The 18,966-nt window shown below is 64.0% G+C and carries 20 protein-coding genes and 1 tRNA gene; 12 read left to right on the top strand and 9 right to left on the bottom strand.

The window, feature by feature from the left end:
- Positions 1-24: 24 nt before the first annotated feature.
- Complete coding sequence (locus AB7F41_RS04940; RefSeq protein WP_428383222.1) at positions 25-1,338, bottom strand: tetratricopeptide repeat protein; 1,314 nt, start codon at positions 1,336-1,338, stop codon at positions 25-27.
- A 269-nt stretch (positions 1,339-1,607) separates the two neighbouring features.
- The gene (locus tag AB7F41_RS04945) at positions 1,608-2,186 is read right to left on the bottom strand and encodes a hypothetical protein (RefSeq protein ID WP_428383224.1); all 579 of its coding nucleotides are present in this window, start codon (positions 2,184-2,186) and stop codon (positions 1,608-1,610) included.
- A gap of 273 nt (positions 2,187-2,459) precedes the next feature.
- Here AB7F41_RS04945 and AB7F41_RS04950 point away from each other — a divergent pair, with 273 nt between their 5' ends.
- Both AB7F41_RS04950 and AB7F41_RS04955 read left to right on the top strand, forming a co-directional pair.
- Complete coding sequence (locus tag AB7F41_RS04950; protein ID WP_428383225.1) at positions 2,460-2,807, top strand: hypothetical protein; 348 nt, start codon at positions 2,460-2,462, stop codon at positions 2,805-2,807.
- Positions 2,808-2,836: 29 nt separating this feature from the next.
- Positions 2,837-3,412 carry an NnrU family protein gene (locus AB7F41_RS04955; RefSeq protein ID WP_428383227.1) on the top strand — a complete coding sequence of 192 codons (576 nt, stop codon included), beginning with the start codon at positions 2,837-2,839 and terminating at the stop codon, positions 3,410-3,412.
- Positions 3,413-3,469: 57 nt separating this feature from the next.
- Here the strand turns inward: AB7F41_RS04955 and AB7F41_RS04960 are convergent, their stop codons facing one another.
- On the bottom strand, positions 3,470-3,868 hold the full coding sequence (locus AB7F41_RS04960) for a DUF1622 domain-containing protein (RefSeq protein WP_428383229.1): 399 nt from the start codon (positions 3,866-3,868) through the stop codon (positions 3,470-3,472).
- 7 nt (positions 3,869-3,875) lie between these two features.
- Positions 3,876-5,228: a glutamate--tRNA ligase gene (gltX, locus tag AB7F41_RS04965; protein ID WP_428383231.1), complete on the bottom strand. Its 1,353-nt coding sequence runs from the start codon at positions 5,226-5,228 to the stop codon at positions 3,876-3,878.
- 247 nt (positions 5,229-5,475) lie between these two features.
- Between gltX and AB7F41_RS04970 the strand changes: the two genes are divergently transcribed.
- Positions 5,476-6,618 (top strand): ceramide glucosyltransferase, encoded by a 1,143-nt coding sequence (locus tag AB7F41_RS04970; protein ID WP_428383233.1) that lies wholly within the window; start codon positions 5,476-5,478, stop codon positions 6,616-6,618.
- Between the two features lie 16 nt (positions 6,619-6,634).
- Here AB7F41_RS04970 and AB7F41_RS04975 read toward each other — a convergent pair whose 3' ends face one another.
- Entirely contained in the window at positions 6,635-8,014 is a 1,380-nt protein-coding gene (locus AB7F41_RS04975; RefSeq protein WP_428383235.1) for a class II 3-deoxy-7-phosphoheptulonate synthase, read from the bottom strand.
- A gap of 182 nt (positions 8,015-8,196) precedes the next feature.
- On the opposite strand from AB7F41_RS04975, the gene AB7F41_RS04980 reads away from it, so the two are divergent.
- Entirely contained in the window at positions 8,197-9,426 is a 1,230-nt protein-coding gene (locus tag AB7F41_RS04980) for an acyltransferase family protein (protein ID WP_428383237.1), read from the top strand.
- Here AB7F41_RS04980 and gor read toward each other — a convergent pair.
- Genes gor through AB7F41_RS04995 form a run of 3 tightly spaced genes read right to left on the bottom strand, consistent with a single transcriptional unit; the run spans position 9,423 to position 11,919 of the window.
- A complete protein-coding gene (gene gor, locus AB7F41_RS04985; RefSeq protein WP_428383238.1) occupies positions 9,423-10,796 on the bottom strand; it encodes a glutathione-disulfide reductase in 1,374 nt (457 codons plus the stop codon). The genes AB7F41_RS04980 and gor overlap by 4 nt on opposite strands.
- Positions 10,793-11,515, bottom strand: coding sequence for a ribose-5-phosphate isomerase RpiA (gene rpiA / locus AB7F41_RS04990; RefSeq protein WP_428383239.1), 723 nt, complete (start codon positions 11,513-11,515; stop codon positions 10,793-10,795). The genes gor and rpiA overlap by 4 nt, the downstream gene beginning before the upstream one ends.
- Positions 11,516-11,544: 29 nt before the next feature.
- Positions 11,545-11,919, bottom strand: coding sequence for a hypothetical protein (locus AB7F41_RS04995; protein ID WP_428383278.1), 375 nt, complete (start codon positions 11,917-11,919; stop codon positions 11,545-11,547).
- Positions 11,920-12,071: 152 nt separating this feature from the next.
- Here AB7F41_RS04995 and AB7F41_RS05000 point away from each other — a divergent pair, with 152 nt between their 5' ends.
- The 4 genes from AB7F41_RS05000 (at position 12,072) to AB7F41_RS05015 (ending at position 14,360) form a co-directional block, all read left to right on the top strand.
- Positions 12,072-12,776 (top strand): HAD family hydrolase, encoded by a 705-nt coding sequence (locus AB7F41_RS05000; protein WP_428383240.1) that lies wholly within the window; start codon positions 12,072-12,074, stop codon positions 12,774-12,776.
- Positions 12,777-12,826: 50 nt separating this feature from the next.
- Positions 12,827-13,390, top strand: coding sequence for an HD domain-containing protein (locus AB7F41_RS05005; RefSeq protein WP_428406452.1), 564 nt, complete (start codon positions 12,827-12,829; stop codon positions 13,388-13,390).
- 141 nt (positions 13,391-13,531) lie between these two features.
- Positions 13,532-13,606: transfer RNA gene (locus tag AB7F41_RS05010), tRNA-Val, on the top strand.
- Positions 13,607-14,036: 430 nt separating this feature from the next.
- Entirely contained in the window at positions 14,037-14,360 is a 324-nt protein-coding gene (locus AB7F41_RS05015) for a hypothetical protein (RefSeq protein WP_428383243.1), read from the top strand.
- A gap of 43 nt (positions 14,361-14,403) precedes the next feature.
- On the opposite strand, the gene AB7F41_RS05020 is transcribed toward AB7F41_RS05015, so the two are convergent.
- Positions 14,404-15,168: a Crp/Fnr family transcriptional regulator gene (locus tag AB7F41_RS05020; protein WP_428383279.1), complete on the bottom strand. Its 765-nt coding sequence runs from the start codon at positions 15,166-15,168 to the stop codon at positions 14,404-14,406.
- Positions 15,169-15,383: 215 nt separating this feature from the next.
- Here AB7F41_RS05020 and AB7F41_RS05025 point away from each other — a divergent pair, with 215 nt between their 5' ends.
- The 4 genes from AB7F41_RS05025 to AB7F41_RS05040 are packed head-to-tail and all read left to right on the top strand — an operon-like array spanning position 15,384 to position 18,929.
- Complete coding sequence (locus AB7F41_RS05025; protein ID WP_428383245.1) at positions 15,384-16,841, top strand: sensor histidine kinase; 1,458 nt, start codon at positions 15,384-15,386, stop codon at positions 16,839-16,841.
- 6 nt (positions 16,842-16,847) lie between these two features.
- Entirely contained in the window at positions 16,848-17,288 is a 441-nt protein-coding gene (locus tag AB7F41_RS05030; RefSeq protein ID WP_428383247.1) for a response regulator, read from the top strand.
- A gap of 1 nt (position 17,289) precedes the next feature.
- Positions 17,290-18,366, top strand: a complete 1,077-nt coding sequence (locus AB7F41_RS05035) for a sensor histidine kinase (protein ID WP_428383249.1) — start codon at positions 17,290-17,292, stop codon at positions 18,364-18,366.
- Between the two features lie 50 nt (positions 18,367-18,416).
- Positions 18,417-18,929 (top strand): DUF1643 domain-containing protein, encoded by a 513-nt coding sequence (locus AB7F41_RS05040; protein WP_428383251.1) that lies wholly within the window; start codon positions 18,417-18,419, stop codon positions 18,927-18,929.
- Positions 18,930-18,966 lie beyond the last annotated feature (37 nt).

Here is an 18,966-nt window from a genome sequence, read left to right on the forward strand (position 1 = left end):
CAATAAGCACTGAGACGCGCAATTTCAACCGGCCGGCCGCGCTTCAGCCTTTTGCGAGCGGCCAAATCCCCCGATCGCGCCGCGCAAAGCGACGAAGCGCGGATCGACGCGGGAGAAGGCGCTCCAGGGGCAGCCTTCGGCAATGCCGCGGCGTATGGCTTCGAGCGCCTCCGCGCGCTTGCCGAGCGCGAAATGCGCCGCCGCCAGGAAGCAAGGCGACGCATAGAGTTCGACGTCGTCAAGGAGCTTTCGGATCAGCGCTTCGGCTTCCGCGACCCGATCGCCGCGCGCGAGCGCATAGGCGAGCACGGTCAATTGAAAGGGATCGTCGGGGCTCGAGGCGACGGCGCGCCGCGTCGCGCTCATCGCCTGCTCATGAAGGCCCTGCAGGCTATAGGCGATGGACATGACGAGACGCAGGGTTGCGGCGTCAGGCCTCAAATCGAGTCCGTCGCGGGCGTAGCGTCGCGCGCGTTCGAGATCGCCGGCGCAGAGGATGAGCCAGCCGCGCAGGGAGAGCAACGCCTGATCATGCGGCGAGTTGACCAGGCCCTCTTCGCAGTCGGCGAGGGCGTCGTCGAGACGATCCTCGGCGGCGAGCAGCCAGCTGCGATAGACGCGCGCCTTGCCGTAGAGCGGATCATCGGCGACGGACCGATCGAGAAGCGCAAGCCCTTCGGAAATCCTTCCCCTCATTGCGCCGCGCGCCCAGCCGAGGACGGCCTGCGCCGGCGTATAGCCGGACGCGAGATCGAGCGCCCGGCCGGCGAAGTCCTCGATCATCGTCGCGGCTTCGGCGGGATGCAGAAATCCGCGCACCACGCGGCCAGCGGCGATATCGGCGGCGAGCGACCATACAGCCGGGTTGCCGGGGTCCAGCTCAGCGGCCGAAGCGATCGCTTCCTGCGCGCGGGCGAAGCCGTCCAGGGTCCGGTCGCCGGCCAGCTCATAGGCGGTCTGCCAGAGATCGAAGATATGCGGTTCGGTCGACGGAGGGAGCCGCCCCGGTTCGGTCGAGTCCTCGTCGACGGTTTCAACGGTCGCGCGGAGCGTCAGACCGCGGCCGTAGGCGGTAGCGATCACATCGAGGCCGCCGGCGTCGCGCAGCGGCTTGCGCAAAAGATAGGCGCAGCGGTCGATGGAATCGTCGGATGCGGCGCGATCGGGCCAGAGGCGCGCCGCGACCTCGTGCTTCGTCACCAGGACTCCGGGAGACTCGAGCAGCAACTCAAGGAGTTGGCGCGCCTGCGGACCAAGGTGGACGCGCTTGCCGTCGCGCTGCAACCCTCCCTGCTCGCTATAAGTAAAACCTGAAAATCGCTTTATTAATGCGCCCATGGCAGCCCCCTCGGCCGGCGGCCATGATGGCAAGACGGCGCGGGTTGGGCAAGAGGCGATACAGGGTTAAGTCTTCAAAATTGCATTGTTTTTTGAAATCAGCCGCGTTGCGCGGCGCTTCGGGGAGGAAAATGAACACGGCCGGAAAATAAAAAACGCCGGACGTACCTCCGGCCCGGCGTTTGAGCTTTCCGGATACGCAGAACGTCGGAAGGCTCGCGCAGTCTATGCGCGACGAAATTGACGGTCGCGTGACAGAGGCGGCGCTGTCAGGCGCGGCGCGCCTTCTGCTCCTCCTTGCCCCAGACGAAAAGCGTCAGGGCGAGCACGCTCGCCGCGGACAGGAGAAAATAAGGCATCCGGGCGGACAGCGGCCGGCCGCCGACGCTGAAGGGGAACCGCGACACCCAATGCTCTCCGTTGGGCCCGTCGGCGGTGACGATCCCGACGAACTGGCCCGTCTCGTTGAAGACATGTTCGAAGCTGAGAGTCCCCGCCGGATAGACCTTCGGCGGCAGATAGGCGACCGTAATGGCGTCGAGCCGCTGCCGTTCTTCGTTCTCGCCGACGTCGCGGACGATCCGGAAATCCGTCGACATTCCGCGCATCTCGTCCTGCGCGTAGTCGAGAACGAAAATCGTGTCTCCGGTCGCGGGGACGTCTTCGCAGAATCTGTTATGCGACGCCGCGGGCTGATAGCCGGAGAGATACATGAAATCCGGTCCGATTTTCAGGAGACAGGCGCTTGGCTGGCGTTGCATGGCGCCATGGGCGAGAGCGCTCGACGAAAAGGCGCCGACCAGCAGCGCGAGCGCCAGCGTATGAAGCGCCGTAAGAGGTTTCGACATGCGGTCCTCCTTTGAGCGGCTGGAGCGACGCGACCAGACGGGCGCTGCTGCGCGGAGCATAAGCGCGCCCGCAGGCGCAAGCCCGGCGGGGCGAACCACGGTCCTCCGCAACATCCAGCCGCATCCTCGGGCGCTGCGCAACAGAGCTTTCGGCGCAGCGCCGATCTCATACTAAGCTTGCGCGTCTTCCCTTTCGCAATCAAGACGTTCGTGGCGTCGCGCAGGCGCGTGCGCTAGGTTGCGCTGGGTAAGAACGCGTCAGGACAGAAAAAGATGCGCCCCATGGCGAAATTCCTCATCCTCTGGCTGCTTGCGCTTTCGACCGCGTCGGCCAGGGCGACGGATCTCAACGATTATCCGACCTCCGCGCGCGCCGATTACGTCTTCGGGTGCATGAAAGCCAATGGCGACACGCGTCTCTCGCTGGAGCGGTGCGCCTGCTCCATAGACGTCATCGCAACCATTCTGCCATATGAGCGCTACGTCACCGCCGAGACCGTGGCGAGCGTCAATCAACAGGCGGGGCAGGTCGGCGCGCTGATGCGCAATACGGATGCGGCGCGCGACGCGCTCCAGGAGCTAAGGCGCGCGCAGGCCGAGGCGCAGGTGCGGTGTTTCTAGAATCGAACGATGCAAGAGCTGGAGCGGCAATGCTTATTCTCATTCTCGGAATCGTCATTTTTCTTGGGATCCACACGCTCACGGCGTTTCGTGAAACCCGCGCGCGGCTGATCGAGCGCTACGGCCTTCAGGTCTACAAGGGCGTCTATGGGGTCGTCGCCGCCATCGGGTTGGCGCTGATCGTCTATGGCTTCATGCGCTACCGCGCGGAGGGCATGATCCAGATCTGGACCCCGCCCCTGTGGATGCATTATCTCGCGCCGCCACTCGTCTGGTTCGCCTTTGTCGCGTTCGCGGCCCGCCGCGCCCCGCCGGGCCGCATTCGCGGCTGGCTGCGCCACCCGATGCTCGTCGCGATCAAGAGCTGGGCGCTCGCCCATTTTCTCGTCAATGGCGATCTCGGCGGCATGATCCTGTTCGGCTCTTTTCTCGCCTGGGCGGTCTTCGACCGCATCGCCGTGAAGAAGCGCGGCGACGGCGGCGCGCCGCGGATCTCTGAATTTACCCGCGGCGACGCGATCGCGGTCGGGGTCGGAACGGCGCTCTTCGCGCTCGTGCTCTATCTGCACCCGTGGCTGTTCGGCGTGCCGGCCATGCCGGCGTGAGCGCATCGCTCTCGTTGCGCGCGATTGAGACCGGGGATGGAGCTCAACCGCTCCTCCCTATGACTGCGCCGATTCGTCCTCGCCGGCCGCAGGCGTCTCCAGGCTGCGGCCCTGCCAGGGCCAGCGGCCTTCGAGCTCCACCTCCATGGTGAAGCTCATCGCCGTCCGGATCATCACGATCAGGCCGAGCACGAAGACGTTTTCGAGGCTTGGATGTTCGACCGACACGGTTCGGATGATGTCGCCGCCGACGAGAAACTCCAATCCGAGCAAAATCGATCGGCCGACGTCTCTCCGGTAGCCTCGGTAGGTCAGCGCGTCTCTTCTCCACCGCGCGAGATACGCCAGAGTTGAGAACGTCGCGCCAGTGACGATGATCAGCACGCCCGTGACGTCGAGGGCGAGGCCCGCGAAATTGATGATCTGGTGAATGTCCGCGAGATAGGGCGTCAGCATGTCGCGCTCAGTCGTTGTCGCCGATGAGCCGCGACAGGGCCTTGGCGTGGCCGATGAGCGGCAGCAGCATCGCCAGCTCGGGCCCGCTCTCGGCGCCGGTGAGCGCCAGCCGCAGCGGATGGAACAGCGCCTTGCTCTTCCTGCCCGTCGCCGCCTTGATGTCGCTCGTCCAGGCCGCCCATGTGGTCTCGTCCCAAGGCTCCGACGGCAAAAGCTGCGCCGCGTCTTTCAAGAATGACGGGTCTTCGCGGATCGATTCGATCTCGCCGTCGACGACGCGCCACCATGTCAGAATATCATCGAAGCGCGCAAGATTGCCGCGCGCCGCGCGCCACAATGGCTCCGCCTTATGGCCGACGATCGTCAAAGCTTCGAGGCGTTCGCGCACGTCCTCGAATTCGTAGAGCGCGAGAGTCCGATGCGTCAACGTTTCGAGGTCGGCGGGGTCGAACCGCGCCGGATTGCGCGAGACATGCGAGAGGGTGAAGCGCTTCGCGAGCTCTTCGAGCGAGCGCACGGCGTGGATATTGTCGGAGGATCCCGTCAGCGTCGCGAGCGCGGCGACGGCGAGAGGCTCGTAGCCTTCTTCGCGCAGCGAGGCGATCGAGAGCGAACCAGTCCGTTTCGACAGGGCTTCGCCGCCGGCGCCGATCAGAAGATTGTGATGCGCGAAGATCGGCGTCGGCGCGTGCGGCGCGAGTGCTTTGATGAGCTGCAGCTGCACGGCCGTATTGGTGACATGGTCTTCGCCGCGGATGATATGGGTGATCCCCATATCGATGTCGTCGACGACCGACGGCAACGTGTAGAGAAAACTGCCGTCTTCTCGGATCAGCACCGGGTCTGAGAGCGCGGCGCAGTCGATATGCGCCGGACCGCGGATGAGATCGCTCCATTCCACAACGCCCGGTTCGAGCATGAAGCGCCAATGCGGCCGCCGGCCTTCAGCTTCGAGGGCGGCGCGATCGGGCGCGCCGAGGCGCAGCGCGGCGCGATCATAGACCGGCGGCAGACCGCGCGCCTGCTGCATCTTGCGGCGCTTCTCCAGCTCGTCCGGGGTTTCATAGCAAGGGTAGAGGCGGCCGGATCGCCGCAGGCGATCGGCGGCGTCCTCATAAAGCGCCACGCGCTCCGACTGCCGGAACGTCGCGTAGGGAACGATGCCGAGCCAGGCGAGATCGATTTCGATTCCGCGCGCGAATTCCTCGCTGGACCTAGCAAAATCAGTGTCATCGAACCGTAGCGCGAATCGTCCATGTTGGGCGACGGCGAACAGGAAATTGAACAGCGCGACGCGCGCGTTGCCGATGTGTATGCGGCCGGTCGGCGAGGGCGCGAAACGAACGATCGGAGAGGTCATGAGGAAGCTTCGGCAGGAGTTTCGGGAAGGGGTTCGGCAGCAGGGTTTGCAACAGCAACAATCATTAGCTGCCGCGCGTCGGGAGAAGATTCTCGCGCCACCCTCCTTTTGCCAAGAGGCGGCCTCTTTGTCAGGCGGAATATCGAAGTGGCCGCGTCCCGGCGTTGCGCGGCGGAAAGCGTCGGACTCCGCTGTCGTTCGGCGTCGCGATTCTCTGCGTTACGACTCTTAAGAAAAAGCGCCGTTCATGATCCTGGCTTATATCTGCGCCGGCTGGTGCGCCGTCATTCTCGTCCTGAATTTCACAAGCATGGGGTTGATGTCCCGAAAATGTCGGGCGCGGGCGCGCAATCTGCCGCCTCCCGACGATGCGCCGCCGGTGAGCATCGTGCGGCCGGTGCGCGGGCTGGAGCCTTTCAGCGAGGAGACGCTCGGCGCCACCTTCGATCTCGACTATCCCGACTATGAGATCGTGTTCTGCGTTCAGTCGCCGAACGATCCCATCATCCCTTTGGTCGAGCGGTTGATCGCGGCGCATCCCGAACGCGAAGCGCGCGTGCTCGTCGGCGACGATTACGTCAGCGCCAATCCGAAGCTCAATAATTGCGTCAAGGGATGGGACGCTGCGCGTCATCCCTACGTGATTCTCGCCGACTCCAATGCGCTGCCGCCGCGCGATTACATCCAGACGATGCTCGCCGCGTTCCGCGACAATACGGCGATGAGCGTGTCGATGCCGATCGGTTCGCGTCCGAAAGGCTTCTGGGCGGCGGTCGAATGCGCGATTCTGAATACTTTCCAGGCGCGCTGGCAATATGGCGCCGAGGCGATCGGGGCCGGCTTCGCGCAGGGCAAGAACATGATGTGGCGGCGCGACGTGCTCGACAGGGCCGGCGGCATTCGCGCGCTCGCGAGCGAGATCGCCGAGGACGCCGCCTCGACCAAGGTCGTTCGCGCGCAAGGCATGGACGTGCGCCTCGTCGACATGCCCTTCGAGCAGCCGCTCGGAAAGCGCACCGCCCGCGAAGTCTATTCGCGGCATGTGCGCTGGGCGCGGCTGCGGCGCGCGACCTTTCCGGCGCATTACATCCCGGAATTCATGAACGGCAGTTTCGCGGCGATCGTGCTTGGGGCCTACGCGGCGGTTCAGCTCGACGGCGCGATTTCGACCGTGGCGCTGGTGACGACGCTCATCGTCTTCACCTTGCACGGCGGCGAGATCTGGCTGGCGCGCGTCTGCGGCTTCCCGCTCGACTGGCGAACGCCGTTCGCGCTCATCGTGCGCGACCTGATGCTGCCGGTGATGTTCATCGACGCGCTGATCTACGACGACTTCGTCTGGCACGGCGCCGCGATGACCGTTCGCGAGGCGGAAGAGACGACGGGCTAGCCGTCGTCTCACGCGTTCACTCCGCCGCGTGCTGCTCCGGCAGGCCGCGGGCGACGCGTTCCGCCTTCAGGAGTTCGGCCACGAGGAACGCCACTTCGATCGCCTGCTCGGCGTTGAGCCGCGGATCGCAATAGGTGTGATAGCGGTCGCGCAGATCGCTCTCCGAAATGGCGCGCGCGCCGCCCATGCATTCGGTGACGTCCTTGCCGGTCATTTCGAGATGGATGCCGCCGGCGTAGGAGCCTTCCGCCTGATGCGCGGCGAAGAAGCTGCGGATCTCCGACATGATTCGGTCGAACGGCCGCGTCTTGTAGCCGCCGGCGCTCACCGTGTTGCCGTGCATCGGATCGCAGGACCAGACGACGTTGCGTCCTTCCCGCGTCACCGCCCGCACCAACGCCGGCAGCGAATCCTCGATCTTGTCCGCGCCGAAACGGCAGATCAGCGTAAGCCGGCCCGGCTCGTTCTCGGGATCGAGCGCGTCGATGAGGCGCAGAAGCGCGTCGGGCTTCAGGCTCGGACCGCATTTCAGCCCAAGCGGATTTTTGACGCCGCGCACGAATTCGATATGGGCGCCGTCCTCCTGGCGGGTGCGGTCGCCGACCCACAGCATATGGCCCGAGGTCGCGTAATAGTCGCCCGTCGTGGAATCGATGCGGGTCAGCGCCTGTTCGTAGCAGAGCAGCAGCGCCTCATGCGACGTGTAGAAGTCGGTGCCGCGCAGCTCCGGATGATGCTCCGGATCGAGACCGATCGCGCGCATGAAGCTCAAGGTCTCGGTGATCTGGTCGGCGAGCTTCTGGTAGCGCTCGGACTGCGGGCTGCTCTTGACGAAGCCCAGCATCCAGCGATGGACGTTCTCGAGATTGGCGAAGCCGCCCGCCGCGAAGGCGCGGATGAGGTTCAGTGTCGCCGCCGATTGGCGATAGGCGAGCAGCTGACGTTGCGGGTCCGGCTCCCGCCCCTTGGGCGTGAAGGCGAGATCGTTGATGATGTCGCCGCGATAGCTCGGCAGCTCCGCGTCGCCCTGTTTTTCGACCGGCGAAGAGCGCGGCTTGGCGAATTGGCCGGCGATGCGCCCGACCTTCACCACCGGCGATGCGGCGGCGTAGGTCAGCACGACCGCCATCTGCAGGAAAACCCGGAAGAAGTCGCGGATATTGTCGGCCGAATGTTCCGAGAAGCTCTCCGCGCAATCCCCGCCCTGGAGCAGGAAAGCCTTGCCGGCGGAGACCTCCGCCAGGTGGCGCTTCAGATTGCGCGCTTCTCCGGCGAAAACGAGCGGCGGGAAGCCAGCGAGCTGTTCCTCGACCTTGGCGAGCGCCGCCTGGTCCTGATAGACTGGCGTCTGCTCGATCGGCAAATTCCTCCAACTGCCCGGCGACCAACGTTCCACTTCGTAAAACTCCGCAAAATCAGGCCCGATGGGCGCAGGGGTCGTTCTCGCAGCGACGCCAGCGGCGCTTATAGAGGATTACCGCGGCCAATGCGACCCTCCGGCGCGCCGGCGCGATTTGGCGAAGCGCCGGGCGACCCGCTATAACGCTGGCGGGGCGCGAGCGAGGACGAACCGGGGCGATGCCGTTCATTCTATCGCAATTCATCGAGGCGTGCCGCTGGCTCGGCGCGCTGGTCGTTCTGGCGGTCCATACCAACAACCTGTTTGTCAACCTGTCCGACATCATGAACGCGCCGCACGCGCCGCTCGTTTATGCGTGGTGGTTCTACTCGGCCTTCGAGCTCGGGCATCAGGCAGTGCTCGCCTTCTTCGTGATGTCCGGCTATCTCGTCGGCGGCGCCGTGCTGGCGCAGATGCGCAAGAACCAGAACTTCCTGCGCGAATATTTCATTCATCGCGTTTCGCGGATCTATCTGGTGGTCGGGCCTGCGGTCGCGCTCACGCTTGTCCTCGATTCGCTCGGCGGGTGGCTCTTCGCGAGCAGCGGCGTGTACCAATGGCCGCTGTTCAAGGGTCATTTTTCTCCGCTGTTGTTTTTTGCGAGCTTTATCAATCTGCAGGGCATCGCGTTCGACTATTTCGGCACCAATGGCCCCTTGTGGTCGCTCGCCTGCGAGTTCTGGTATTACGTCACTTTCCCCCTTCTGCTACTGCCGTTCGCGCGGAATTATCCGCTGGCGCTGCGGTTCTTCGGCTTCGCGCTCGGCGCGGCGCTGCTTCTGGCGCTTTCCACGCCGCCGAGCTGGTTCAAATTCGGCTATATTCTCTGGGCGGGCGGCGCCTTCGCCACGCTGATTACACGGCCGATCATCCGGTCGCGCTGGCTGGCGCTTCTCCTTTACGCCGTCGTCGTCGCGATCATCCGGCTGGTGGTGCGCGGCCATCTCCTGGAGGCGCATCCCTGGCTGGGCGACGTCGCCGACCTTCTCGCGTCGGGCTTATTCATCATCGTCCTGATCGCCTTCCGCTATGGGCCGTCCGAAGGCTTTGCGCTGCTCCGCCCCAAATTCCACAAGACGCTCGCCGATTTTTCCTTCTCGCTCTACAGCATCCACATGCCGATCCTGATCTTCGCGCGCGCGGCGGTGGGCGGCACATTGGGGAACGACTGGGCGACTCAGCTCGCCACGCCGCAGAATTTCGCGGTCGCCTTCTCGGTCATGGGGATCGCCATCGTCTCCAGCTATTTCTTCTCCCGCGTCACCGAGGCGAAGACGGGCGCCGCGCGGCGCAGACTGCGCGCGCTGCTCGACAAATGGGCCCCCGTGCGCGCGGCGCCGTCGCAGCAGCCTGTTCCGGCGCAGCAGGCGGTTCCGGCGCAGCCGCCGCGCCAGCGGATCGAAGTCTAGGTCTGCGGTCGGAGCCGCCGCGCCGGCGCGCGCATCGTCACCAGCTCTTCCGCCATCGTCGGATGCACGGCCATGGTCGCGTCGAAATCGCTCTTCGTCGCGCCCATGCGCAGCGCGATCGCGATGAGCTGCGCCATCTCGCCCGCCTCTGGGCCGAAAATATGCGCGCCCAGCACGCGTCCATTCGAATTGGCGACGATCAGCTTCATGTAGACGCGCTCGGAGCGTCCGGAGAGCGTCGCCCGCATGGGGCGGAACTGCGTTTCATAGATGTCGATCGCGCCATGCTGGGCGAGCGCTTCGCATTCGGTCAGTCCGACCGTGCCGATTTCCGGCGTCGTGAAGACGGCGCTCGGCGTGCATGCGTAATCGACCGTCGTCGGCGTCGCGCCGAAAACGCTGTCGGCGAACGACTGGCCTTCGCGGATGGCGACCGGCGTCAGATTGATGCGATCGGTGACGTCGCCGACCGCGTAGATGGAGTCGACATTGGTGCGCGAATATTCGTCGACGGCGACGGCGCCGTTCTCGCGCAGTTTCACGCCCGCCGCCTCCAGTCCGAGGTTCTGCGTCATCGGCCTGCGCCCGGTCGCCACAAGCAGGCAGTCCACTTCAAGCGGCGCGCCGTCGCTCATCTCCACTTCAAAACCGCCGGCGCATTTTGCAACCCGCGTCGGCAGAACGCCGGCGCGATGCTGGACGCCGGCCGTCCTGAGCGCTTCGCAGAGGCGCGAGCGCAGATCGTCGTCGAAGCCGCGCAGCGGCAGATCCGCGCGATAGGCGAGATGCACATTCGCGCCGAGCCGCGCGAAGACGCTCGCGAATTCGACGGCGATATAGCCGGCGCCGACGATCAGCAGCCGTTGCGGAAATTGCGGCAGATCGAAAATCTCGTTCGAGGAGACGCCGAATTCTATGCCGGGAATATGCGGCGCGAGCATCGGCGCGCCGCCGGTCGCGAGCAGAATGTAGCGGGCGCGGGCGGTGCGCGCATTATCGAAACGCACGCCATGAGGGTCGGCGAGCGTTGCGCGCGCCCGGATCAGCTCGACGCCCGAACTCGCCAGCGTTTCAGCATAGAGGTTTGAAAGCCGCGTGATTTCCTTTTCCTTGGCGGCGACGAGCGTCGGCCAGTCGAAAGAAACGTCGCCGACCCGCCAGCCGAAGCCGGCGGCGTCGTGGAATTCATCGCGGAAGCGGCTCGCGAGCACGTAAAGCTTTTTGGGAACGCAGCCGCGAATGACGCATGTGCCGCCGACGCGAAACTCCTCGGCGATCGCGACTTTCGCGCCATGGCTGGCGGCGACGCGGGCGGCGCGAACGCCGCCGGAGCCCGCGCCGACGACGATCAGGTCGTAATCGAAACTCATAAGGGGTCGCCCGATATGTTGCCCAGGATCCGCACGCCCGCGCCGCCGGCGATGAAGATGGCGGTCGCGAGGCCGATGAACAATCCGTGATCGACGACTCCGGGAATCGCCGAAAGCCGCGTCGCGAGAGCGTCGGGATCGTGGATCGCGCCAAACGCGCAATCGACGATGTAATGGCCGCCGTCGGTGATGAAGCGCTCGCCGGGCGCCGTCTCGCGCAACATCAGCGGTCCGATCAATCCAAGCCCGCGCGCGACCCGTTCGATCTGTAGGATCGTCGAGCGCGCGCCGAACCGATCGATCTCGACGGGCAGGGGGAAGGCGCCGAGCGTCCGCACCTCCTTCGTCGCGTCGGCGATGACGAACATGCGCATCGATGCGGCGGCGACGATCTTTTCCCGCAGCAGCGCGCCGCCGCCGCCCTTGATCAGACGCAGCGCGGCGTCGAATTCGTCGGCGCCGTCGACGGTGAGATCGAGTTCCGGCGTTTCATCCAGGGTGGAGAGCGTGATGCCGAGGCCTTCGGCCTGGGCCCGCGTGCGCTCGGAGGTCGGCACGCAGACGACCTCCAGGCCGTCCTTGACGCGCGCGCCGAGAAGATCGACGAAATGCGCCGCCGTCGATCCGGTGCCGAGCCCCAGCCGCATGCCATGCGTCACCGACTCGAGCGCCGCCTGCGCTGCGGCGCGCTTCATTGCCTCGGCGGAAAATGCGCTCATGCGGACATTCGTTCTGCGCCGTCGCTCGTCTATTTGGCCGGCGGCGTGCAGACGACCGCGGTTTCGTTCAGGACGAAGCAGATCGACATCATGCCCGAGCGCAAATCGACCCGGAACACGCCGCCTTCGCCCGTATGGCGCGACGCGATCAGCGCATATTCGCTGAAGGCGCCGGCGCGCGCGCCGTCCCCCGGCGGATAGCACAACGTCACGCCGACCGCGGCGCCTTCCTTCAAGCCATACTGGCAGGCGCCGACCTCGCCGTTGGAGCGGTCCAGGCGAAACACGCGATTGAGGTCGGTCTGCGGCGCCGCAAGAAACTCGTAATTGCCGGCGGTCGCCGCCGAGGCTCCAAGCGCGGCGAAGACGAGCGCGCCGGCCGTGAGCGTTGCACGTCGCCGCATGAGGAAATTGCGCGTTCCACGCATGTTGCGCTCCCTGTCGCGAATCGGTCGGGGCAGTTTACACGCTGAGCCCGCGCGCGCAGAGCCGGTAAATTTCGCCCATTCCACGGGACGGGTTGATCCGGGGCGGCCATGCGGCTAGCCCTAACGCTATGATGGCCCGTTCCCCCACGCTCGTTTTCGATCTCGACGGCACATTGGCCGACACGGCGCATGATCTCATCGGCGCGCTCAATCTGCTGATGGCCCGCGAGGGTTTGGAGCCGCTTGCGGTGGCCGACGCGCGCGCGCTCGTCGGCGCCGGCGCCCGCGCGCTGATCGAGCGCGGCTTCGCCTGTCGGGGCGCACCGCTCGGCCCCAAGCGCGCCGAAGCGCTGATGCGCGATTTCCTCGCCTATTACGAGGCGCATATCGCCGATGAGAGCAGACTGTTCCCCGGCGCGCTGGCGGCGCTCGACCGGTTCAGGGCGGCGGGCTTTCGTCTCGCCGTCTGCACCAACAAGCCTGAAGGGCTGGCGCGGCTGCTGCTGGAAAAACTTTCCGCGGCGGACCGCTTCGCGGCGATTTGCGGCCGCGGCAGCTTCCCCGTGTTCAAGCCCGACCCGCGCGCGCTGTGGCTGACGATCGAGGCGGCCGACGGCGATCCGAGGCGCGCGGTGATGATTGGCGACTCGAAGACCGACATCGACACCGCCCGCGCCGCCGGAGCGCCGTCGGTCGCGGTGGATTTCGGCTACACCGACACGCCGGTCGCGGCGTTTTCGCCCGATCGCGTCATTTCGCATTTCGACGAGCTGTGGGACGCGGTGGCCTCGTTGAATGCGGCGAAGCTCCAGCGGGCGCCTCAGGCGTCATGATCTTTTGAGCCGCTTTGCCGCCGCGGCCGGTGCCGCGCAAAATCCGGGGAATGGTTCGCGACATGGAAAAAATGCGCTTCACGCGGATGGACCAGGGCACCGACGAAGACTTCCAGATCCTCAAACGGGTTCACGAGCACACGCTCCAGGAACTGCCGGACCGGCTCTTTGGACTGCTGCGCGATCTGCGCAAGGACACCGCCTATAACATCACGCGCTACGACCACTGCCTGCAATCGGCGACCCGCGCGCTGCGCGACGGCAAGGACGAGGAATATGTCGTCGTCGCGCTGCTGCATGACGCCTGCGAGACGCTCGGCCCCTTCAACCATGGCGAGGTGATCGCCGGGATCCTCAAGCCCTTCATCAGCCGCGACAATTACTGGATGCTGGCGCAGCACGGCCTGTTCCAGACCTATTTCTACGCCGCCCATCTCGGTCTCGATCCCAACGCCCGCGACCGGTTCAAGACGGATCCGGCCTATGAGCGGACGGTCGAGTTCTGCGCCAGATATGACGAAGTCTCCTTCGATCCCGACTACAAGAACGAACCGCTTGCGACCTTCGAGCCGATGGCGCGCCGCGTTCTGTCGAAGGAATGGACCCCGCCGTGAGCAGTGCGGGGCGCCATCGACGCGGGGCGCAGGCGTGAGCGCCGCGCGGCAGAGGGAAGGCGCGCGACGCGGGGCGATTTCCGATCTTGACGGGGGGCGCCGGGCTCTCCTACACGAGGAGGATCGATCGCCAATGGCGACGGGCGGCTAGCTCAGCGGGAGAGCACTCCCTTCACACGGGAGGGGTCACAGGTTCAATCCCTGTGCCGCCCACCATTAAAAACAAAGGCTTAGAGAGAGCGTTCGCCGCAGCCTTAGCCTTTACGAGACTCCACAAAAGGGCGCCAAAGCGCATAAGCCGCCGGTCCGCCGTCTCCGCCGCCTTTCGGCGCGGCGGGAACGATTGCGAATGTCGTGATCGAAGCGTCAATTTGGGTCACGCGAATTGGCGTCGACGTCGGCAGGTGATTGCCGAAGGATCACGTCAAAGACCGCCGCCTCCCGCCGCTCCAAGCCGCGTCGGTTTCTTCCGGAACGACGCTTTCGATCGTCGGCTGACCTGCGCCGCGCCTCGCCGGAACTTTTCAGAATGAATTTCGTTTGCCTCCTTTGAGGCGCTGCATGTCGTTGGCGGACGTCACAGCGTTGGAGGACGCCGTCCGTCATGCGCGCGACGTCAATATTGGATCGATTGCAGGAGAGAAAAATGGTCGCTTCGACGATTCCCGCATATGCGGTCGCGTTCGCTGCGCTGATGACGCTCGCAGGCTGCAGCGGAGACCGGAACGTGAAGAGCGTGACGTTCGATCCGAATATCGGCGTTTTTTCCGACCGCCAGGACGGCGTCGGGTTCTCGGGACGAGTCCTGACATGTACGAAGGAAATCGACGGCCAGTGTATGCAAAAGGAGTGCAAGCAGGGCGAGGGAGGTCCATCCTTCGACTGCGCCAGTTACGCCGCCGCCTGCGTCGGGGCCGGAGAGCACTGGTCCGGCACGAAGGAGGGCGGAACATGCACGCGCGTGCTTTGACGAGGGTCTGAGGAGTCGCGCGCGTTCGTCCGCGCGCGAAGACTCAGATATCCAGAACGGGATCTTCGGCGTTTCGTTCATCCTGCGCGGACGGATAAACGCCTCTGAGAACTTCGTGGAAATGACGGCTGACCAGCCCATTGCAATCACATGCTGTATCCCGCAGCGCCTGTTCATCCAAAATGATCAGTCGCCGATATCCGAATTCGACGATTCGGCGCTCCTTCAGCGACCGCATCACTCTCCCGACGTAACTGCGGCCCACGCCCAGCAGGCCGGACAATTGCTCCTGCGTCAGCGCAATCGCCGAATCATCGGTGCGATCCATCGTCGCCAGAAGCCATTTCGCCGTACGTTGTTCGATGGAATGCGCCGCATTGCAGGCGACGCTTTGAAACATCTGCGCCATGAGGCAGTCAGCATAGCGGGCGAACAACTGCCGCAGCGTCAATGATTGCGCTTTCGCCTGCTCCAGCTCGACGCATTTCATTCGAAGCGCCGGCCCCTCGCATTGAACGATCGCTCTCGCATAGGCCGGCAGACGTCCGTGGCTGACGATGCCTCCGACGGCGCCTTCGCGGCCGATCAACGCCGCCTCCACATCCTTGCCGCTTTCCAGAGGGACGACGAAAGACAGCAAGGTCGCGTCACAGGGGAAATAGACGTGGTTGACGTCATCGCCGGGCTGATACAGAATCTGGCGTGACGCGAGTTGCACGCTCTCGAGGCTTGGCGACAAGAGCGCCAGATCTGCTGGACGCAACGCCCTGAGCAGATTGCTTCCGAGCCCCTGACTCCTCGATTTCATCACGCGAGGACGAAAGTGCACCGGCGGATCTCCATCAGCCAAGACATTGAATCGCGCTTCATCGGCGCCCCAATAAGAGAGGCGCGCATTCAGCGTTTGTTTCTATCGCAACTGTTCACAAGTGAACAGACAGGGCGTGGCTTTTGAGATATCAGAGTGCCGACCCAGACGCGCCGGCAACGCTCAAGGGGAGAACGCAAGGCGCGCCGCTACGGATGCGAACGACGACGAAGACCTCCCGCATTGCGGTGCTTGTCGCCGAGTTCGTGACGCTCGCGGCGATGAGCGTCGCCATCGTGTTTCTCGTGCAGCGCAGCCAAGCCGCGGCAAGGCTCGAGGCGAACGCGCTCGAACTTCAGAACCAGCTGTTCAAAGTGCGCCATCTTCTCCACCGATCGGACGGCGCGCTTCGCGGTTTTCTTCTGACAGGCCAGCAGCCGACGCTGAACGCTCATTTGAGCGACAAACGCTCTCTGACGGCCGCGCTTAAAGAACTCCTGAGCGCGAGCGAACTGGACGATGAGATAGGACAGACCGCCGCGCGACCTTTGCAAGAGGCGATCGCCAAGCTCGACGGACAGTGGGAGGACATTTACGCCGCCTACAATGCGCGTGAGAAGCGCGCGCCGACCGATCTGATCGTCAAGGAGCAGGCGACTCTTACGGAAAGCGTCAGACCGATCTTCGATACGCTCGAGCAACAAAGTCAGGCCCTGGTCGAAAGACGAACCGCGGCCTCGATAGAGTTCCAACGCGATTTGCTGGTGACGTCTGTCGCGGGTTCGGCGCTGATCATCGGCGTCGCCGGAGCCGCCTTGCTGCTCATGCATCAAAGGGAAATGGAACTGCAGCGGCTCCAGCGCCAGCTTGAAGCGACCAACGCCAATCTGGAATCGCTGGTCGAACAGCGCACAGGGCATGTTCGAGAGGTCAACGAGGAGATCCAGCGCTTCGCTTATATCGTCAGCCATGATTTGCGCGCGCCTCTCGTGAATATTATGGGATTCACCAGCGAGCTTGAATCGCTTCGACCGTCTCTGTTCGAGGCGACGCATGAAGGGCTTTCTCGCGAGCAGAATTCGGCAGACGCCGACGAACGCGCGCGCGACTTCGACGAGGCGTTGCGGTTCATTAAACTATCGACCTCCAAGATGGATCGGTTGATCAACGCCATTTTACAGCTGTCGCGCGAAGGGCAGCGCATGCTCCGTCCCGAGCGGATTGATATGAACGAACTCTTTCGAACAATCACCGAGGCGGTCGCGCATCAGGCGCGAGAGGCCGGCGCAACGATCACGATCGCGCCTGTCCCAGACGTGACGAGCGATCGCCTGTCGCTGGAGCAGATTTTTCTCAATCTTGTGGACAACGCCCTGAAATATCTTCGGCCGTCGGTCCAGGGGGAGATTGCGCTTTCCGCGACGGAAACGCCGACGATCATCGTCTACAAGGTGAAGGATAACGGGCAAGGCGTCGACGAGAAGGATAAGGAACGAATTTTTGATCTCTTCCGGCGCGCCGGAAACCAGGAGACGCCTGGCGAAGGTATCGGGCTGGCGCATACGCGGGCGTTGGCGCGCCGTCTCGGCGGGTCGATTTCGATACAATCGACGCCAGGAATGGGCAGCGAGTTCAGCGTCGCGCTTCCCAAATTTTGGCCTCACAGCGAGTAGCGCGCCATGTATCAGCCAATTCCGGTTCATATCGTGATGATTGAAGATGATGAAGGCCATGCGCGGCTGATCGAGAAAAACGTCCGGCGGGCCGGCGTTCAAAACCCGATCGTCGCTTTCGCCAACGGCTCCAGCGCTCTGGAATTTCTGTTTGACGAAGCGCGCGCGCGATCCAAAGAGCGCCAGGGCTATTTGATCCTTCTCGATTTGAATTTGCCGGATATGAGCGGCGTCGAGATCCTGAAAAGGATCAAAGAGGACGACGACCTCAAGAAAGCGCCTGTCGTCGTTTTGACGACGACAGACGACAAGGTTGAAATTCAACGTTGCTACGAGTTGGGATGCAATATCTACATTACAAAGCCTGTCAGTTACGAGAATTTCGCGCGGGCGATTCTGCAACTTGGACTGTTTCTTTCCGTCGTTCAGATTCCTGAGATCCTCTGACGTGTCGCGAGAGACGATCCGGCTCCTGTACGTCGATGACGATGAAGCCCTCTGCAGGCTTGTTCAAAAGCAATTGAGCCGCCACGGTTACGACGTGGATTTCGTTCTACACGGCCGGTTCGCGGTCGAGCGGGTCCTGGCTGGGGAATTCGACGTGGTGGCGCTCGATCATCACATGCCCGGCAGCGACGGCTTGGAAATATTGATGGCGTTGAGAGAACTGGGCTCGGCGCCGCCCGTCATCTATGTCACCGCCGCGGAGGAAAGCCGCATCGCGATCGCCGCGCTCAAAGCCGGCGCCGTCGACTATGTGATCAAGGATGTCAGGGGGGAATTTCTGTCCTTCCTCATGGTCGCGATCGACGCCGCGATCGCGGCGGAACAGGTGCGCCAGGCCAAGGAACGCGCAGAAGCGGAAATCAGAGCGACGAGAGACCGCTTCGAAGCGCTCGCGGACGAGCGCGGCATGCTGTTGCGCGAGGTCAATCATCGCGTTGGCAACAGCCTTCAGCTCATTGCGGCGCTATTGCGCATGCAGGCGCAAGTCTCGTCCAGCGATGAAATCAAGGCGGCGCTGGCGACCGCCGAGACCCGCGTCATGGCCGTCGCCGACGTCCACCGACGCCTCTACGCATCCGACAGCGTGAAGTCGATCAATCTGCGGGATTATCTGAACGATCTCGTTGCCGACCTCCAAGCGTCGCTGAGATCGAAAGCTTCCAGCTCGGATCTGCGCCTCTCGGCCGAACCGCTGTTGACGCCCCCCGATCATGCGGTTGCGGTCGGCATGATCGTCACCGAGTTGGTCATCAATGCGCATAAGCACGCCTATTCCGGCGGCGACGGACAGATACGGATCGAGATCTCCCGCAAGGATGCAAACTCCGCCGTTCTCTCCGTAGAGGATGACGGCGTCGGCATACATGCAAAGACGACGGCGCGATCGACGCGATTAGGTCAGACTCTGCTGGAAGCCATGGCCCAGAAAGTCAGTGGCGCGCTGACCTACGACGCCAGAACGCGCGGAACATGCGCGAAGATCGTTTTTTCGCTGAATTCGAGTGGTCGAGACGAATAATGCGGCGGCGATTTGGATCAGGCGACGCGATGTCATCGACGGGCGGGCGAATGCCTGAACCGCCAACCGTTGTGCGAGAGATCGAACGAACGGCGGCGATCTCCAGGTGCCGCGCCTATCGCTATAGCCTCATGCGCCGATGGAGCGACGCGCCGCTACTGCCTTTCGTCATGTTGAATCCGTCAACGGCCGACGCTGTAGAGGACGATCCGACGATTCGCCGCTGCATCGGCCTGGCGCGGCGCGAAGGCGCGGGCGGAATCCTCGTCGCCAATCTTTACGCCCTGCGCTCGCCCTCGCCGCAGGCGCTCTGGGCGGTCCGCGATCCCATCGGTCCGAAGAATTGGCGAACGCTTGTCGGCCTCGCCGCGCAGGCGATCGAACAGTCGGCGCCGATCATCTGCGCCTGGGGCGCACAGGCGCGGCAAGATCAAACCGACAGGGCGCTGCGGATGTTTCAGTCGTCGGGCGCGCGCCTCGCCTGCCTCGGCCGAACGAAAGAGGGCGCGCCGCGCCATCCGCTCTATGTGCGCGCCAGCCAGCCGCTGGAGCGCTTTCCCTGAGCGGCGCGCCGCGCTAACGCGCTCCATTCAACGATGT

The organism is Methylocystis sp., from assembly GCF_050251305.1.
Lineage (GTDB): Bacteria > Pseudomonadota > Alphaproteobacteria > Rhizobiales > Beijerinckiaceae > Methylocystis.

Bases quoted from the DNA above. Each gene is read 5' to 3' on its own strand.
- gor (WP_428383238.1), bottom strand. From the start codon at position 10,796: ATGAGTTTCGATTACGACCTGATCGTCGTCGGCGCGGGCTCCGGCGGC.
- AB7F41_RS05025 (WP_428383245.1), top strand. From the start codon at position 15,384: ATGCGAACGACGACGAAGACCTCCCGCATTGCGGTGCTTGTCGCCGAG.
- AB7F41_RS05030 (WP_428383247.1), top strand. From the start codon at position 16,848: ATGTATCAGCCAATTCCGGTTCATATCGTGATGATTGAAGATGATGAA.
- AB7F41_RS04945 (WP_428383224.1), bottom strand. From the start codon at position 2,186: ATGTCGAAACCTCTTACGGCGCTTCATACGCTGGCGCTCGCGCTGCTG.
- AB7F41_RS05005 (WP_428406452.1), top strand. From the start codon at position 12,827: ATGGTTCGCGACATGGAAAAAATGCGCTTCACGCGGATGGACCAGGGC.
- AB7F41_RS05000 (WP_428383240.1), top strand. From the start codon at position 12,072: ATGATGGCCCGTTCCCCCACGCTCGTTTTCGATCTCGACGGCACATTG.
- AB7F41_RS05015 (WP_428383243.1), top strand. From the start codon at position 14,037: ATGGTCGCTTCGACGATTCCCGCATATGCGGTCGCGTTCGCTGCGCTG.
- gltX (WP_428383231.1), bottom strand. From the start codon at position 5,228: ATGACCTCTCCGATCGTTCGTTTCGCGCCCTCGCCGACCGGCCGCATA.
- rpiA (WP_428383239.1), bottom strand. From the start codon at position 11,515: ATGAGCGCATTTTCCGCCGAGGCAATGAAGCGCGCCGCAGCGCAGGCG.
- AB7F41_RS04955 (WP_428383227.1), top strand. From the start codon at position 2,837: ATGCTTATTCTCATTCTCGGAATCGTCATTTTTCTTGGGATCCACACG.
- AB7F41_RS04960 (WP_428383229.1), bottom strand. From the start codon at position 3,868: ATGCTGACGCCCTATCTCGCGGACATTCACCAGATCATCAATTTCGCG.
- AB7F41_RS04940 (WP_428383222.1), bottom strand. From the start codon at position 1,338: ATGGGCGCATTAATAAAGCGATTTTCAGGTTTTACTTATAGCGAGCAG.
- AB7F41_RS05020 (WP_428383279.1), bottom strand. From the start codon at position 15,168: ATGAAATCGAGGAGTCAGGGGCTCGGAAGCAATCTGCTCAGGGCGTTG.
- AB7F41_RS04980 (WP_428383237.1), top strand. From the start codon at position 8,197: ATGCCGTTCATTCTATCGCAATTCATCGAGGCGTGCCGCTGGCTCGGC.
- AB7F41_RS04995 (WP_428383278.1), bottom strand. From the start codon at position 11,919: ATGCGGCGACGTGCAACGCTCACGGCCGGCGCGCTCGTCTTCGCCGCG.
- AB7F41_RS04950 (WP_428383225.1), top strand. From the start codon at position 2,460: ATGCGCCCCATGGCGAAATTCCTCATCCTCTGGCTGCTTGCGCTTTCG.
- AB7F41_RS04970 (WP_428383233.1), top strand. From the start codon at position 5,476: ATGATCCTGGCTTATATCTGCGCCGGCTGGTGCGCCGTCATTCTCGTC.
- AB7F41_RS05040 (WP_428383251.1), top strand. From the start codon at position 18,417: ATGCCTGAACCGCCAACCGTTGTGCGAGAGATCGAACGAACGGCGGCG.